The sequence below is a fragment of the Brakhagea baltica genome (genome assembly GCF_052161605.1).
Taxonomy (GTDB): Bacteria; Planctomycetota; Planctomycetia; order Pirellulales; family Pirellulaceae; genus JBKCUI01.
The window spans coordinates 2,198,861-2,215,797 of the sequence record NZ_CP197409.1 but is presented as its reverse complement, the minus strand read 5'-3'; the positions used below and the strand labels follow the sequence as shown (position 1 = coordinate 2,215,797).

Annotated in this window: 9 protein-coding genes; 7 read left to right on the top strand and 2 right to left on the bottom strand. The window is 50.9% G+C overall.

Going from position 1 to position 16,937, the window contains the following annotated elements; translation table 11 throughout:
* Window positions 1-355: 355 nt before the first annotated feature.
* Window positions 356-904: a Uma2 family endonuclease gene (locus tag SH449x_RS08105; protein ID WP_482380830.1), complete on the bottom strand. Its 549-nt coding sequence runs from the start codon at window positions 902-904 to the stop codon at window positions 356-358.
* Between the two features lie 424 nt (window positions 905-1,328).
* Between SH449x_RS08105 and SH449x_RS08100 the strand changes: the two genes are divergently transcribed.
* The 6 genes from SH449x_RS08100 (at window position 1,329) to SH449x_RS08075 (ending at window position 12,559) form a co-directional block, all read left to right on the top strand.
* Entirely contained in the window at window positions 1,329-5,057 is a 3,729-nt protein-coding gene (locus SH449x_RS08100) for a CRTAC1 family protein (protein ID WP_482380829.1), read from the top strand.
* On the top strand, window positions 5,057-5,908 hold the full coding sequence (locus SH449x_RS08095) for an NHL repeat-containing protein (RefSeq protein ID WP_482380828.1): 852 nt from the start codon (window positions 5,057-5,059) through the stop codon (window positions 5,906-5,908). The genes SH449x_RS08100 and SH449x_RS08095 overlap by 1 nt, the downstream gene beginning before the upstream one ends.
* Window positions 5,909-5,962: 54 nt before the next feature.
* Window positions 5,963-8,845, top strand: a complete 2,883-nt coding sequence (locus SH449x_RS08090; protein ID WP_482380827.1) for a tetratricopeptide repeat protein — start codon at window positions 5,963-5,965, stop codon at window positions 8,843-8,845.
* Window positions 8,835-10,700 (top strand): CRTAC1 family protein, encoded by a 1,866-nt coding sequence (locus SH449x_RS08085; RefSeq protein ID WP_482380826.1) that lies wholly within the window; start codon window positions 8,835-8,837, stop codon window positions 10,698-10,700. The genes SH449x_RS08090 and SH449x_RS08085 overlap by 11 nt, the downstream gene beginning before the upstream one ends.
* Window positions 10,701-10,746: 46 nt before the next feature.
* On the top strand, window positions 10,747-10,968 hold the full coding sequence (locus SH449x_RS08080) for a hypothetical protein (protein WP_482380825.1): 222 nt from the start codon (window positions 10,747-10,749) through the stop codon (window positions 10,966-10,968).
* An 862-nt stretch (window positions 10,969-11,830) separates the two neighbouring features.
* Window positions 11,831-12,559, top strand: a complete 729-nt coding sequence (locus tag SH449x_RS08075) for a hypothetical protein (protein ID WP_482380824.1) — start codon at window positions 11,831-11,833, stop codon at window positions 12,557-12,559.
* Window positions 12,560-12,875: 316 nt separating this feature from the next.
* Here SH449x_RS08075 and SH449x_RS08070 read toward each other — a convergent pair whose 3' ends face one another.
* Window positions 12,876-15,926, bottom strand: coding sequence for a zinc-dependent metalloprotease (locus tag SH449x_RS08070; RefSeq protein WP_482380823.1), 3,051 nt, complete (start codon window positions 15,924-15,926; stop codon window positions 12,876-12,878).
* 29 nt (window positions 15,927-15,955) lie between these two features.
* On the opposite strand from SH449x_RS08070, the gene SH449x_RS08065 reads away from it, so the two are divergent.
* Window positions 15,956-16,114, top strand: coding sequence for a hypothetical protein (locus SH449x_RS08065; protein ID WP_482380822.1), 159 nt, complete (start codon window positions 15,956-15,958; stop codon window positions 16,112-16,114).
* Window positions 16,115-16,937 lie beyond the last annotated feature (823 nt).

Sequence of the window (16,937 nt, the reverse complement as noted above, 5' to 3'; positions counted from 1 at the left end):
GTAATTTTGAAACGAAAATACCAGGACCAAGCTCGAATACGACAAATTACTTCAGAAATACAGGCACATGCGAAGCTCGACTCCTGAGGGATAGCCCAAATACAGCCGTTGAGAACAGACCGTACCCCGTCCCCTAAACTTGTCGGAAAACCAAAAATATGAGGCACCTCCAGGGGCAGGGATGTGCCCCTATCTGAATTGCCACTGAGTCCACCACTGCCGCAGATTATCGAACTACCGCTGCGTGTGAAACCTTTGGCGAGAGTCTTTCGTCCCTAAGGGGACATAGCAACAGCTCCGGAATTCATTCGTTCTGTAGGAACCGGATCTCGGTAGGATCAACTGCAAGCCGCCATCAACTGAGGATTGCATTGACTTCGATGCTCAGTCCTGCAACTTTCCGTGGCTTCAACGTGTCTCCGCTCCGCGCTGTGATCACGGTGGCAAAGCGGCCATCGGATTGCGGGTCCAAATAAACCTCGACCGTCGCCTGATTCAAATTTACGATCCAGTATTCAAAGATGCCCGTCTCGGCGTAGACAGTTCCTTTGATCTCGCGGTCATAGGCCAGAGACGAGTCCGCCACTTCGATTAGCAGCAACACATCCTCCGCCATGGGACGCCGCGACGCGTAAAGGTCTTCACGAAAACTGAGGATTGCGACGTCCGGTTCAGGCTCACTGTCGCCGAGCCAAATCGGGTTTTGGATGCTCAGCAAAGCTTCATCTGGCAACTGCTTCGAAAGAAGTCGGTTCAAGCGATTCACAGCGGCGGCATGAGGATTTCCAATTGGCAATTTCCTAATGATCTCCCCACGTATCAGCTCGATCGGCTCATCTTCCTGAAAGATTCCATGCTCGATCATTTCGTGATATTGATTGACAGTGAAAAGGTGTCGTGTCACCGCCACTGATGGGGAGGTAACTGCACTGCGAGACGAAGAATTCGTTTGTGAATCGACCACAGACATAAAGGTGTCACACCCAAAAAATGGAACTCGTTATCGCCCAATATTTTATCACTCGCATGGGCCGACTGCTACACGAATTACCGATGATTCGCCCCAAAAAGAAGCCTCGAACCAATTCGTTTGCCACCGGATGAAATACAAATCTTACAATAAATCGAATATATCCTTCCAGCGGCTGCGGAGCTAATAATACCAACCGCCCTGCGACGAACTCTCGATCCGGCCCGCTCTGAAGAACGAACGGCGTGCTGGTGCCCCACGCTCGCCGTGTGGGGCCGGTATTCTTTCTGGCCTCGACTATCAGAGGCCGCGCCGACTGTTAGAATGAACGGTATTGTACTCGTCAGGACAGCGATCGATGGTTGATCGTACGACGACCAACAATCCACTCTCTCCTCCCCAAAAGCGTATGATCCTTCGAACGAATCTTGCAAGACCGTTCCCTTTTGCAATCGCCGTTTGCTTGCTCACGCTCTCCGTGGGATGCTGGAGTCGTAAGAAAGAGCAAACGAACTCGACCTCAGAGACTACGTGGATCACTCTATGGGACCAATCGCTTGCCGCATTGGAGAACAAGGGAAGCGACGACAAGGAGGGGACGAGGGTGAATGCAGCGATAGCCGGGTTTAAGGAGTTCCTTGTACAGTTTCCCGAAGATGCAGCGGCTCTCCAGAATCTAGCGGTGGGTTATCTTGTGCAGATTAAAAAATCCAGAGAGGCAGGCCAAACAGGTATCGCAGAAGAGTCCGAGAAAGACTGTCTAGTCACATTGGCAAAGCTGAAGCAAGTTCAACCAGACGCCGCCGTTCCGTTGTTATTAGAATCCCGAATTTACACACTGCGAGGAGACTTTGATAAAGCAAGTCGGCTTCTCCGCGAGGCAAGTGACAAGCCGAAAGCTGAACAGGACACATGGTTTCAACTCGTCGAGATTCTCATGCAGAACGATGAGGATTCGGTTTATCCAGAGTTGCGGGACCTTCTTGAACGCGCAGTCGTACAATCTCCAAACAACTTGGCGCTCAATGCGAACTACCTGATGGTTTTAGCAAAACTACAGGATTCCAAAGCAGCCGAGCATTTGAAAAAATGTAGCCAACTTTTTCGTCCTGCATCGGAAATCAGGGGATTATTGAGGCAGCTGGATTTGGCACAGGCTTCTATTGAAAAGGGAAATTGGAACGCCTTGCAGGGGCAAGCACGTGGCATAAGAAACTTGCTGTTGGACGACTTGGCCTTTAAACAGGACATTCATTATCTCCGCCGAGAAGACGTGTTGGAGTACGCAAGATCGCACTCTGACTCGCTAAGTGCCCCAATTCCCGTCAAGCGAACCGAACCAATCGCTCGCCTAGAGACGATCCCGTCCCGAATACCAACTACCGAAAACATCCAGGCGATCGCGACGGAAGATATCGATCTAGACGGCATCCTAGATTTCGTCTTGGCAACGAGCGACCGTATCGAAGTCTGGAGTTTCGCAGCGCCCGACAAGCCTGAGCTGGTCGTATCACAACCAGTTGCTCTTAGAATCAAGGGGATGGTGTTCGCCGATTTGGATCGCGACTTTCATCGCAGCCGAGAACAGATTCCCCCTTCGGCCCTACCGTCCGCCATCCCCGTCGAACGACGAAAAAAGGATGCAGACATTTTTGTCGATACCGATGTCGATTTAGTCATCTACGGTGACGACGGTTTGCTGCTGCTGGAAAACGCGGTGAATGAGGAAACTGGTAAGCGAGAGTTTAGGCCACGTCCGTTGTCAGAGGGTATGGAGAACCTCAAGGGAATCAAGCAGGTCGTGGCGATCGATATGGATCACGATTCCGATCTAGATCTGATCGTCTCCTCCGAGTCAGGACTCTCCATCTGGTCAAACCGAGGTGATTGGACTTTTACCGATGTTTCACAGTTCACGAACATCCCGCCAGCGGAGCAATCCATAACCAGTATCTTAGCCCTCGATTTGGATCGCAACGTCGTCAACGACTTTCTGCTGGGGAGTACCTCTGCTGAGGGGCCTATCATGTTAGCAAGTAATCTTCATGGCCGTTACGCCATTCGAGATGTTAGTTGGCCTAGTGAGGTGATAGGAAATAGTGCGTTTGTCGATGCGATCGACGTGAATCGGGATGCTTGCTGGGACATTATTATGGGAGGGGAAAAGGGCCTGACCCTCGTAACGATGAACTCGCTGGGGCATGCGTCATGGAAACCAGCCAGTGCAACGCGGTTGTCAAGTGAAAGCACTGAGGGCGTCTTGGTTTTAGATATCGATAATGACACTTACATGGATGCCGTTTCATGGGGGCCTACAGGTATTAGTCTCTATCTAGGTGGAGGCGATTTGTCTCTGAAACGAGACGAGAAAGGCGTATCCGTCGCAGAGTCGATTTCGAATGTGATTAACATCGATTTCGATTGCGATCGCGATGAAGACCTGATTGCCCTATCGGAAAGTGGAAAGTTGATCTGGTTGCAAAACCAGGGTGGCAACAAAAATCATCAATTGGAAATCGTTCTTCGTGCTGACGAGGATGGTAGCCAGGATCTGCGGGCTCGTTGCAACATGCACGGTGTTGGCTCCTTGCTGGAAGTGAAAACGAACGGAACGTATCAAGCTCAAATCGTGCGAGGTACCAGGACTCGTTTCGGCTTAGGGGCGAACAATCAAGCGGATATCGTACGTGTTCTCTGGCCCAATGGAGTTCCTAACAATATTATTGGAGTGGACAGTCGAGTAACCGTTTTCGATCAACAGAATTTGGGGGGATCGTGTCCGTATCTGTATGCTTGGAACGGTGAGCGTTTCGAATTCGTGACCGACTGTCTCTGGGCGGCTCCGATCGGTTTGCAATTCGCAGCAGGTGTTACAGCACCAACTCGCGAGTGGGAGTATTTGAAGATCGACGGCCATCAGCTCAAGCCAAAGGATGGGGCTTACGTTCTACAAATCACCGAGGAGCTATGGGAAGCCGCTTACTTTGACTCCGTCAAGTTGTTGGCGGTCGACCACCCTCAAGATGTCGAGATCTTTACCAATGAGAAAGTCGGCCCGGCCGAGATCAGTGAATTCAAAATCCGAACCGTCGAAAACCGAAGATATCCTCGATCGATCATCGATCAGAACGGGAACGATTTGAGTGAATGGACGACCAAACGAGATCAGCGTTACACCAGAACTTGGACTTACGGCTTTAACCAAGGGCTCACCGAAACACACTGGATGGAAATTGATTTCCGCGAGGAAGATTCCGGCGAGAGTGACGGTAGCTCTAGCAACGATATCGTTCTCTATCTAACCGGTTGGCTGTTTCCAACGTGTACATCTCTGAATCTGGCTATGGATGAGAATCCGCTTCGTCCGTCGCTCATGCCACCATCGATCCAAGTCCCCGATGAGTCAGGGAATTGGGTGGAAGTGGTCCCGTATGCAGGCTTCCCAGGCGGAAAGACCAAAACGATTGCGATCGATTTGACAGGATTGTTTTTGTGCGACGATCAACGAATTCGTTTGGTGTCGAACATGGAGCTTTGCTGGGACGAGGTCTTCTATACGCGAGGAGAGCGGAACCCACGGACGGAATCGTACGTCGTAACGGAGCTAGAATTGCTGGACGCAGACCTCCACTACCGGGGATTTTCTGAATTGGTTTCGCAGCCAGGAAACGCGCCCAAGAAGTACGATTACGAACAAGTCACCAAGGAACCTATTTGGCCCCCCATGAAGGGTGCTTTTACTAAATATGGCGATGTCACCAATTTGATCAGGGAGGCGGATGACTTGCAGGTTGTCATGGGAGCTGGTGACGAGATGACGGTGCGGTTTTCAGCGAACGTAACGAATCTGCCGGACGGCTGGGTCCGGGACTTCGTCATTTATAATGTAGGTTGGGACAAAGACGCCGATTTGAATACAATACATGGTCAGGACACCGGCCCGCTGCCATTCCGTGGCATGGCTCGTTATCCTTATGCTCCCGACCAAGAGTTTCCGAACTCGCCGGCTCACGTAGAATTTTTGAAGCAATATCAAACCCGTTTCCAAGATGCACCTGCGTTTTGGAACCAAATTAGGGACTTTTAATGACTCGCTCTATCCTCTCAGCATTAGTCGTTGTCAGCTTTCTGTCAATCAGCGTTCTCTTATCCCAAGCCTCTGGGTGGGCGGTCGCACAGGAAATGCAGTATCCCTTGGCAGTCGTCAAGGCTCCGACCGGTGAGTTGTACGTTGCGGACCGCAATTTACCTGGTATTTGGAAAGTCTCAGACGGAAAGGCCACAGTTTATTTCCAGGGCTCAAAGAAATTCCGGACGCCACTCAATGCAGTGCGATGTCTAGCAATGGGGCCTGATGGCACGCTATACGCCGGTGATTCTGCCACTCGTGAAGTATACCGATTCGATTCGGAGGGAAATCCTCAGCCTTTAACCAATGGTTATATAGGAATTCCGATGGGGATTGTGATCGACTCCAAAGGGTACTTGTTCGTGGCGGACTTGGAGAGGCATGCGGTTTTTCAGGTCCCTGCTGCCGGAGGCGAAGTAACCGAGTTCGTAAAGTGCTCGGCTCCCCGTGGAATCGCAATTGATGGCCAAGATAGGATTTGGATTCTGGCTAATGTCAATGATTCTCTCGTTCGGTACAGCCCAGACAAAACGGCGGAGGTGGTAGTAAAAGGCACACCGTTTGAGTTCCCTAACCAGCTGATTTTGGATGACAATGGGGTGGCGTATCTTTGCGATGGATATGCCAAAGCAGTTTGGAAGGTTTCACCTGGCAGCGAACCAGAAAAACTGGTCTCCGGTGAACCGCTTAAGAATCCTGTCGGTATTACTAGGGATGGAGGCAATTTGATCGTCGCTGATCCCCACCTGAAAAGCTTGTTCTCTGTCGATATTGGGGCAAAATCGGTGACCACGATTTTTCCGCAATAGTCAATTTTCCCCGGATTTCGTGGGGCCATTCTTTTCCAACACCAGTGCTACGGCATGACCAACACTTCATCCACTCCATCGTCCCCCGTTAAGAAGCGAGTTTACGTTCCCGCCATTGGGCCGGGGCTCAAAAAGCTGTTGTACGTGCTGTTCGCGATGTTGGCTTTATTGGTGGCCAACTCACTTTATTTGGCCACGATCACATTTCTGGAGTGGCAGCGAGGCGAAGCGTACCAGAACCAATTTTATATGTTCATGTTCCTCGGGCATGTCGGGCTCGGTTTAGTCTTTCTGATCCCGTTTTTGGTGTTTGGGATTGTTCACCTCGTCACCGCCCGGAAGCGAAAGAACAAGCGTGCGATCCGAGTCGGATACGCTTTGTTTGCTATCAGTCTTATCGTTCTTGCATCCGGTTTACTGCTTGTGCGAATCGGGGGCGTGTTCGACTTAAAGCATCCAGCGTCTCGATCCTTGGTCTACTGGCTTCACGTTCTCAGCCCATTGGTAGCCGTTTGGCTGTATTGGCTGCACAGGCTGGTCGGCCAGAAAATCAAGTGGAAGCTGGGGGTGGCGTATGGCGTTGTAGCAGTGGCTTCGGTGGCTGTCATGGTCTCATTGCACGTTCAGGATCCACGGGAGTGGAGCAAGGTCGTGTCGGCCGAGGGAGAGAAGTATTTCGAGCCGTCCCTTGCGAGAACTGCCAACGGGGGGTTCATCTCCGCAAAGAACCTGCAAAACGATGAGTATTGTTTAAAATGCCACGAAGACTCCTACCGGCAGTGGGAGCACAGTGCTCACCGATTTAGTTCGTTCAACAATCCGGCTTATTTAGTCAGCATTCGGGAAACCAGAGAGGTTTCTATGAAGCTGGACGGCAACATGAAGGGAGCGAGATGGTGCGCAGGTTGTCATGATCCCGTTCCGTTCTTCAGCGGAACCTTTGACAATCCCCACTACGATGACGTGCGTGATCCTACATCGCAGGCTGGAATTACCTGTACAACATGCCACGCGATAACCCATGTCAATTCCACTCGAGGCAATGCAGACTATGTGATCGAAGAACCATTGCACTACCCGTTCGCATTCAGCGAGAATCCCGTTCTGCAATGGATCAATAACCAACTCATCAAAGCGAAGCCAGAGTTTCATAAAAAGACATTCTTGAAGGACTTTCACAAGAGCGCGGAATTCTGCTCGACATGCCACAAAGTGCATTTGCCCTATGAACTCAACAAGTACAAGGAGTTCTTGCGGGGGCAAAACCACTATGATTCTTGGTTATTGAGTGGGGTTTCGGGGCATGGTGCCAGGAGCTTTTACTACCCAGAGACAGCCAAAACGAATTGCAATCAATGCCACATGGAACTGGTCGAATCGAATGACTTTGGGGCCAAGGTGAACGATGATTCTGGAAAGCTCACTATCCACGATCACAATTTCGCATCTGGCAACTCCGGCCTCCCGTTCCTTAGGGGCTATTGGGATTTAGTCGAAGGAAAACACAAGAAATTTCTAGAAGGTATCGTCCGAGTTGACATATTTGGCATCAAAGAAGAGGGCAAGATCGATGGAAAGTTAATTGCCCCTATTCGGCCTGAGATCCCAGTTCTCAGGCGAGGTGAGTCGTATCTACTAGAGACCGTCATTCGAACCCTCAAGATGGGGCATGAGTTCACCCAGGGCACAGCCGATTCGAATGAGATTTGGCTCGAGGTGACTTTAGAAAGTGGCGGGCAGATTATTGCACAGAACGGAGGCATGGACGATCGAAAGGCGGTCGATCCCTACTCCCATTTCGTCAACATCTTCATGCTCGACCGGCATGGCAATCGCATTAACCGACGCAATGCGGGTGATATCTTCACGCCTCTTTACAACCACCAGATCCCCCCCGGGGCTGGGCAAGTGGTGCATTACGGATTTCGAGTACCGGATGACGTCGCCGGCACGATCAAAGCGACGGTGAAACTCAACTATCGCAAGTTTGATCATGAATACATGGAGATCACGCATAAGCGTCTTGCAGAATCGCGAACCGATGACATGGGCAATTACGATACAGGCGTAAACGTGTCCTATTCCGGTTTGCAAGCTGACGGAACATACATCAATAACCTCCCAATTTTAACACTTGCGGAAGACACGGTTGAGTTCGCGGTGGAGGGATTTGACAGCCCATCTCCTCAACCGGAACGAGACATTCCCGTATGGCAACGATGGAACGATTATGGCATCGGCTTGTTCCTCGAGGGCAAAGCAGAATTAAAGCAGGCTGAAGCAGCGTTTCGCGTTGTTGAGGGGCTTAATCGATTCGATGGCCCCATCAATCTTGCACGGGTCTACTTGCGAGAAGGTCGCATCGATGAAGCCGGTGACGCGGTCTTGCGGGCAGCCTCCATGACGGATCCCAAGGCACCGGAATGGTCGATTGCGTGGTTCAGCGGCCTCGTCAACCGCGAACAAGGTCGACTCGTGGAAGCAGAATCCAATTTCCGAGCCATCGTCGATAAGACTACCGAGGAGCGAAAGAGACGAGGCTTTGACTTTAGCAAGGATATTGAGGTCCTAAACGTTCTTGGAAGAACTGTATTCGACCGGGCCGAACAGATGCATGCACCGAACCAAAAGGCTCAGCGCGAAGAGCTACTGAAAGATGCGGCCAAGCAATTCGAACGAACTCTGGCTATCGATGTAGAGAACGTCAACGCGCATTACAACCTAGGGTTGGTCTACACCGCGATGGGCAACGACGAAAAGGCTCTCATCCACAAAAAGTTGCATGCCAAATACAAGCCCGACGACACGGCCCAAGGTGTCGCGGTCGGAATTGCAAGGGAAAAGTATCCCGCTGCCAACATGGCTGCGGAAGCGTTCGTGATCTATCCATTAAAACCTACATCAAGACCGGAACTAGCAGACGTTAATGGCCAGTAATCCTCCCAATCCTAATGAGAATCTTGAACCCTCGCGCGATTCGGAGCAAGACGATGCCGTGATCGGTCGGGCCTTTTTGGGGTCGATTCTTGTTTTCGCGATTGTAGGATTGGTGATCGCGGGCTCTTATTGGTATCTCAAACCGCGTGAAGTGGCTGTTGTCGAAGAGCCAACTGCGATCGATACGCCTCAGGGCAGAGAAAAATCGCAGGCAGCGGCACCCACCGTGCGGTGGACCGATATTACGACTGAGGCGGGGCTCGGATTTGTGCACACCTCTGGTGCTACAGGTGACAAACTGCTTCCGGAAACGATGGGGAGCGGTTGTGCGTTTTTAGACTACAACAATGATGGCCATCCGGACATTTTGCTCATCAATGGATGCCACTGGGATCCGGCTCAAGTGGCGAGCGATCCGACTCCGTTAAAGCTTTATCAGAACGATGGAAAGGGGAACTTCACCGATGTCACCGAGGAGGTAGGGCTCAATGTAACCGTGTACGGCATGGGGGTCGCCTGCGGCGATTTCGATAACGATGGATACGTCGATATCTATGTCACCTGTCTTGGAGAGAACAAGCTGTTCAAGAACGAGAACGGAAAGTTCAAAGACGTTACCGCGTCGGCGGGAGTGGCAGGAAAGCCAACGGCCTGGAGTTCCGCTTGCGGATGGTTCGACTACGACAACGACAACGACTTGGATCTACTGGTTTGCAATTACCTGGATTGGTCAAAAGAGTTCGATTCGGCTCAGGAGTTTACGTTGGTAGGAACTGGGCGTAGAGCGTATGGACGTCCCCAGAACTTTCCAGGAGCGTTTCCAGTTCTTTACCGTAACGATGGAAACGGCAAATTCACCGACGTCTCGAAGGAAGCCGGCATACGCATTCTGAATCCTGCTGCCACCAACGCTCCGCTTGCTAAGTCACTCGGGTTGGTGTTCGAAGACTTCGACGACGATGGCTTTATCGATTTCATGATCGCTAACGATACCGTTCAGAATCTCCTCTTTCGCAACAATCACGATGGCACTTTCGAAGAAATGGGAGCCTTGGCCGGGGTGGCATTCGATTCCGCCGGTCTCGCTCGGGGAGCCATGGGAATTGACGCTGCCGACTTTCGCAACAACTCATCCATCGGCATTGCGATCGGTAACTTTGCCAACGAGATGTCAGCTCTTTTTGTCTCCCGAACTCGAAATTTGCAGTTCTACGATCAAGCCGTTTCGTCCGGTTTGGGGCCAGCAACACGGCTCGAATTGACGTTTGGAATTCTGTTCATGGACTATGACCTCGATGGTAGGCTCGATCTTTTTCAAGCCAACGGGCACTTGGAAGATGAGATTTCTTTGGTTCAAGCGAGCCAGTCGTACGAGCAGGCTCCTCAGTTGTTTTGGAATGCGGGACTCGAACAATCCGCCAATGAATTCTTGAAGTGCACGGTAGAGCAGACCGGGCCAGATTTTCAAGTTCCCATGGTCGGACGAGGCGCTGCTTACGCGGACATTGATGGAGACGGCGACTTGGACCTGCTAATCACCGGATGCGGACAAAGGCCCCGTTTACTCCGAAACGATCAGGAGACCAATCACAATTGGGTGCGAATCAAACTGGTAGGCAAGGGAGTCAACAAAGATGCGATTGGTGCCAAGGTCATTCTATCCGCAGACGACGTCGTTCAGCGAAGAATGGTCAGCCCCACTCGTAGTTACCTCTCCCAAGTGGAATTGCCTCTCACGTTTGGTCTAGGGAAGTCGCAAAAGGTTGACAAGCTTAGCATCCTTTGGCCTGATGGTAGTAGCCAGCAAATTTCCAATGTCCCCATTAATCAGTTGACCACCATCGAGCAGGACTAACCGTACCCCGCACGCATTCCAACAGGTTTAAGAAACGAGTCGAGAAGTGACTTCACAAAGGCGTGGCCAACTGATACTGGTCTTAGTCATGGCGATGTTTGCTGGTATCTGGTGTGGGGTTCTGCCCATAGTTGCTAGGTGGGACATTGTTAGGGCTCGAACAGATCGTTTTGAGGAGGCGGGCATCAATCCAGCGGCGATCTACTACACCGACCATCCGTCCATGCGAGACATGGAATCGAGAATCGAGCAAAGCCTACGACGCTAGTTGATCAGTTCTAAAACGACGGCTCGTTAGAGGGATCATTAATCGAGTGGGGCCATCATTCTGTCACCCATCATTTTGCCTTACCCGTCACGGTTCTCTCGAACGGCAACCTGAGTTATACTGGGGTGGTTTATAAGAACAAAATAACCGCACCCACGGTCCCTCGCACGAACTCCTTACCGCCGCAGGCCAAAACATCACAACCGATGCGACAAACTTGTTTGACTCTTTTGCCTTACACCTTAATACTTACACCTTAATGCTTATACCTTACCACCTACTACTTTCGCCAACTGCGGTCCGGTAGCCGGTTGGTCTCTTTGGGCTGATTTGCCGCTTTCCCACTCTTTTCCTTATCGGCTTCCCTACGGTTTTTGGATTTCCTATCGTTCCGATTGATGCTCACGCGAGCCGTTAGATACCGTTTTCGAGCACTTTCCACCGACATTGGCGTCCCTATCGGGACTCTTAGGTTCCGCAGGAACCAAATCTCGGTAGAACGAAAGACTGCCTGCTCTTATACCAATAGTACTCCTGCCGTATTCGTGCCAGGCGGTCGGGCCTCGTTGCCTCGTCCACTACACCCGAAAAATCCTAAAAACCAACTAGCGATCCGCCTCTTTGATCGTTTACAATACGGGCCATGATCCACCACCCCTGCATTACTTCCGAAGCCCCCCTCTTCAGAATCGCTGCTTTTCGATACCTCGTCTGGTTCTATCGACTCGGTCACTGAAGTTGCATTAGGCTACCATCGCAACCAACAGAGAACGGCACGAGCCCCTAGCCTCCATTTTAGTTTCGATTCCATAAGGACTGTGTCGTGAGACTTCAAGGTAGCTATAAAGGAATTATCTGTTTAATGGCTTCGATTTGGTCTTCCTCTTCCGTTTCAGCACAATGGACTGCACCTGAAAACGTCGATCCATCCACAGTGCTAACTGAAGCGAAGGATGACCGAATACATAGGAGATACGAGGATTCGCTTCAAAAGTACATTTGGCTTTACCGAGAAAGTCATCTTCTGAATCCCGCATTTAATCCTGTGAGATTGTCTTTTGCGATTGGTGGTTGGGTTGATTTGGCCAAGGTCTATACTCCTGCTCGATCCGAGCTGCTCAAGGCAAGGGAATTTGCTTCTGAAGTTGTCGCATCAAATTCGAAAAATTCGAAAGTTGACTCCTTTAGGAACTTCGATGCAATATGTCGCGAGCTCGGGGAGCAATACAAGTCAGTCGAGTTGTTCAAGAAAGTATCGGCTAAAGATGTTGAACTTGGCCGTGAGCTGTTTCCATACATTCGAGTTGGACTTTTCGAAAACAAAGACTACGAATTCTTGTACAACTTTATCGATCCTTTGGAAGAGTTTACGGTTCTTTCTAACCGATTGACTCAAAATTTAGACCGTCCAACTACTTCCACTGAGGTTAGAGCTATCTTGGAACAGCGATATTGCGAAGACGTCTCGGGCCTGGTGCGAATGTTGCTGCATAGAAACGAAGCAAGCGAAGCAGGCCGACTTGTAACGGAGGCGGTTTTGATTGTGCAAGATGGTACGCTACAGGAGGCTTTGCGAAAATTGATGAAATGAGAGCGTTGCCTCGTTGGGGACAGCTCCATCGCTCATGATCCTAGGGTGACGTCCGAGCTGTCTGTCTCCCAGGGGAAAAAGGCCTCGTGGCCACGTCGACAAGCGTTTCTAAGCTCGTCCCACCTTGAAGTCGCTTCCTTTCGATCCGTGTTGCGTTTAGAGTCATCGCTTTTCTCCAGAAATCATCGTGTGTCTGTTCCACCGCCGTTTGTGATTCTCGTTTAATCGATGAATTGAATCAGATTAGACACAAAAAACCGGAGGGGCGTCCTCCGGTTTTATTCTGCGAACTCAACGGTTCCAGCAAATCCGATAACTACTCCGGCTTGGCAGGCTCAGTCGTAGGCGGAGCGGGCGGGATGATGAACGGTGCCGTAGGCTGCTCGGGTTGCGGATAGTTGATTACAGGCGCGGGTGCTTCCTTCGCATCGCGTCCGAGTAAATCGGCGAGCGATAGTGTTCTACCTGCACTGCGATTCGAATTGTAAACATACTGAGCCTCTAGAGCCTTGGTCATTCGCTTGCTAGCTTCCATCAAGTGCGCCTTGGTATAAGAATCCATCGATTGGCTGGATGTTTCCATAACTTGATTGATCTTCGAGATCAGCTCTTGGATCTGAAGCACGGACAAGTTGGCGATCGCCTTATTGGCTGCTGATCGGCCTGAACCTGGTAGCATGAGATCGATCAAACGCTCCATCTGCTCGTTCTGCAAACTGCGTCTCAAGCTGCTGATCATGGGGTTTCGCTCGGTAAACTTTACGTCAGACTTCTTGTCGAGTTCACTCCAGATTTCACCTGTCACCGAACGCAACAGCTCGGGCAACGTCAATGCATCTTGATCAGCCGGGACGCGGAACTCGTTATCATAGACTCGACGGAGCGTGGTCGGGTTCATAAGATTGGTGAGCGATGAGGACTGAATCGAAAGGATTCGATCATGAACTGGCCACGTCGGATCGCTACCGAATCCTGCTCGCATAAAGTCGACCGTAAGCTTGGTTAGCAACTCGGGAGAGAGAGCGTACGACTCATCTCGGAAGATCGATTCTAGGACGAACGCGAGAGCTGCACGTTGATCGGCGGCAGGTACTACCTCGACCGGTGCTTGATCACTTTTGTCACCTTTCTTCTCACGGTTCACGAACGCACCACCAATCCAACCTGACATCATGTTCGCAGAACGGGATTGTAGGCCGAGAGTGAGTTCGTATCCTTCTCGTAGCTTGGACCAACTATCACCCTTCTTGACATATTCTTCGATCAATCGCTTGCGGAACTTCTCAGCCACTTTGGTCTGCTCTTTTGCAAAATCCAAAGGGTTCTTGGAAAAGTCGAACTGTCTAGCGAGAGGGTCCGGACCGAAGAGATCTTCGTCCGTGCTGAACTTGAGTTCCTTTTCTCCGGCGCGAGCCAAGACGGGTTCTAGGTTCTGTTCGGTACTGTAGCCATACTCGATCGCCCAGTAGTCATACGGACCGATATCAATCATGCCATAATCACCTTGGACGGATCCCGCCGAAACTCGGAAGTTGAGGGGCAAGTAATCCATAACCGATGCGGCCAAGGTCTTTTTACCCTTGACTTCTTCGCTGTTGATCTCTTCGAGAGTATACAAACTGGATGCCTTGAAATTGTGGCGAAGTCCAAGGGTATGACCTACTTCGTGAGCCACCAAATCGGCCAAAAGTGGACCGACAAAGGTTTCTCTCATGCCGTCAAGCATCGGCTCATCGGCTGGTTTAGGATCTTCCTTCTTGGGTTCTTCCTTTTTCGGCTCTTCTTTCTTGGCCTCTTCTTTTTTAGCATCTTCCTGCTTTTCGTCGGCAGGCTTTGGCTCGTCCTTCTTTGACTCGTCTTTCTTCGACTCGTCAGCAGCAGACTTAGGATCCTGTGCAGCCGCTTCTTGATCGTCCTCATCGAACAGCAGTTCATCGGCTAGTTCCATCGCCATTCGCATGATCGACATATCGATGCGACGACGCTCGCCAAGCATGCAGAGACCGCTTTGCTGATGGCTGCGGCAGAGGATTCCATCGAATTCGCTGCTGCCAAGCATATGGGTCTTACGGCCAAACGGATCGGATAGCGATTCGAGTTGGATTTCACTCTGTCGTTGAAGCTGGTAACCTGGTTGAGCGAAACGAACGCGTGGATCCCAGTTTGGATGCTCTATCAACCATGCCAATGTTTCCGCATCTTTACCTTGCATGGCAAGGGCTGGCATGTAGTCCTCAAAGTTCTTCTTGAAGTACCGGATCCAGCCGTCGGTCAGAATGATGTCAGCATCTAGAATCTGCCCAGTTTCGGGATGAACTCGGCTCGGACCGATCGCGGTCCCCTCGTCGTTGTTGAGCCAGCGAATAAAATTGTATCGCACATCTTCAGGGTCCTTTTCCATGTGGACTCCGGTTGCTTTGTCCTGATAGTGGACCACGATGGCATCGGAGATACCAACCTTCTCAAAGGCCTTGTTCCAAGACAACACGCCCTGCTTGACCCAGCGGCGGTAACGGACAGGGGTGGTGTGTTCGAGATAAAATGTAATCGGTTCGACTGGTGGCGAAATCTTGAGCGATGGATCACGCTTCTTGAGATGCCACCGATTGATGTAATCGACATTCACGTCATCGCGCTGGAACTTTCCAAGATCGCGATAGGCCGTCGTGAAGTAGCCGATGCGCTGATCCGCTTTTCGAGGCTTGTAATCGCCACCCTCAGGAATCTCGCTGATCGAGTAGTGTAGCGTCTGCAGCTTGCCAGTAGCATCGGGCAGTTCGAACGCCAGCTCCACGTTTTGTGGGAAGGATTTTGCCTTCACGATTCTGGCGAGTGCGGGATTTCTGCTACGACCGTCGGCTCCGAAGAATACGGTTGCATTTCCAACAAGGAATTGGTCCCCGTCGATAAGGTAGCCACCGGTTGGTGAGCGGGCTAGAATCGGGAGATCGAGCAAGACTTGGCCGGTAAACAGCCGCTTCACCGAGTCTTTTGATTCATTATCGCCGGTCGATCGCACAGCCAGGTTCGGCTGGATCAGAGCCAGGCGACCGTTGTACTCTTGCCATTGCACGTAAAAATCCCCAGATTGGAGACCTGCGTAGAGCTGGCCACCGGCAACGGTGAGGCCGATGAAGTACTTTTTGTTGAGAGCCATCTTTGGGATCTCAAGCAGCACCTGCCCTTTATCTTGTTGAATATAAAGGTTGTACATGGTGGAGGGGACGTCGGAGGACGTTTGAACGAGCTTGTACTCTTTGATCAAGCTTTCGTAGGGGCTTGGGGTTTGAGCCCTAGCAGACGACATGGAGAGCGATGTTCCCATCGCAACAACCATGGCTAGGTAACCGAATCGAGACGCTTTCATATAGTTCTGGTGCTTTCCAAAAAATGACCATGAGTTACGTGAAGACAACAGCGGATTTGCTATGGCGAGGCTGGAACGCAGTAGGAAAACCGAGAGGCGACCTAAAGATTTTTTTGTCTAGGTTTGGATCGTTGGCCGACGCTGTCAAGTTGCCTAGCTATCGCATGCTGCCCATCTTCGCATCCTAAATTAGCTCGTCAAGCAGTATCGAGCGTATCCTAAGGAACCGAATATTGGGCAGGATTTAACGATTTAGCACAGCTTAACAGGCAAATTCGTTACAAATCCTTCCATCGGACTCAGCGAATTCTGGCTGCCGAGTCAATCGCGGTCTTCTCCACGGTGGGCAAAGGCTGTGACAGAAGGCCAGCAAAGAACGCTAATTGCCACTAATCGACACTAATAGCAGCGGACTTGGCACTACAAGCGATAGGGCATCAAAAACGTTCACCCCTCATCAGCTTCGCTGGTGGAAACGCAACCATCTTTTGTGCGAGCCAGGAGCGTTCGCGGAGGAGTGCATTCGTACTACGGACATTTGGTTCCTACGGAACGAAGAGAGTCCAGAAAGAGACGGCGTCGAATGTCCCATTGGGGACGGTAATGTCGGTAGCCCGAACTTCAAGCCAAAAGTAAGCCCAAGAAGGAAGCATTATCTGAACTTACGATTGATGCAATGGACGGGATGCATTGGACGGTGGCATCCTCTTCCGACACAAATTTGCAGTGTCCCCAAGTTTCTATAACACCGCGAGAGATGGGAGTAACGCAAGAGTTGTCATGAGAATAGTTGATCATCGATCCTCTTGCGTTTCTCTTATCTCTAGCTGTGTGAATATCTTAAAGGAGGGGAACGCATGGGGATGCAGTGCGGGATATCACGTGGGTAGCGCTGATTGTTTGTTTTGGTTCCTACGGAACGAAAGAGCCCCAGTGATGGATAGCGACGGTCATATTGACTTCAACAGTTGCGTTGCTAGGGACGGAGTCACCAAGAACTAACCACCAATC

Bases quoted from the DNA above. Each gene is read 5' to 3' on its own strand.
- SH449x_RS08095 (WP_482380828.1), top strand. From the start codon at position 5,057: ATGACTCGCTCTATCCTCTCAGCATTAGTCGTTGTCAGCTTTCTGTCA.
- SH449x_RS08075 (WP_482380824.1), top strand. From the start codon at position 11,831: ATGGCTTCGATTTGGTCTTCCTCTTCCGTTTCAGCACAATGGACTGCA.
- SH449x_RS08100 (WP_482380829.1), top strand. From the start codon at position 1,329: ATGGTTGATCGTACGACGACCAACAATCCACTCTCTCCTCCCCAAAAG.
- SH449x_RS08065 (WP_482380822.1), top strand. From the start codon at position 15,956: ATGAGTTACGTGAAGACAACAGCGGATTTGCTATGGCGAGGCTGGAAC.
- SH449x_RS08090 (WP_482380827.1), top strand. From the start codon at position 5,963: ATGACCAACACTTCATCCACTCCATCGTCCCCCGTTAAGAAGCGAGTT.
- SH449x_RS08085 (WP_482380826.1), top strand. From the start codon at position 8,835: ATGGCCAGTAATCCTCCCAATCCTAATGAGAATCTTGAACCCTCGCGC.
- SH449x_RS08070 (WP_482380823.1), bottom strand. From the start codon at position 15,926: ATGAAAGCGTCTCGATTCGGTTACCTAGCCATGGTTGTTGCGATGGGA.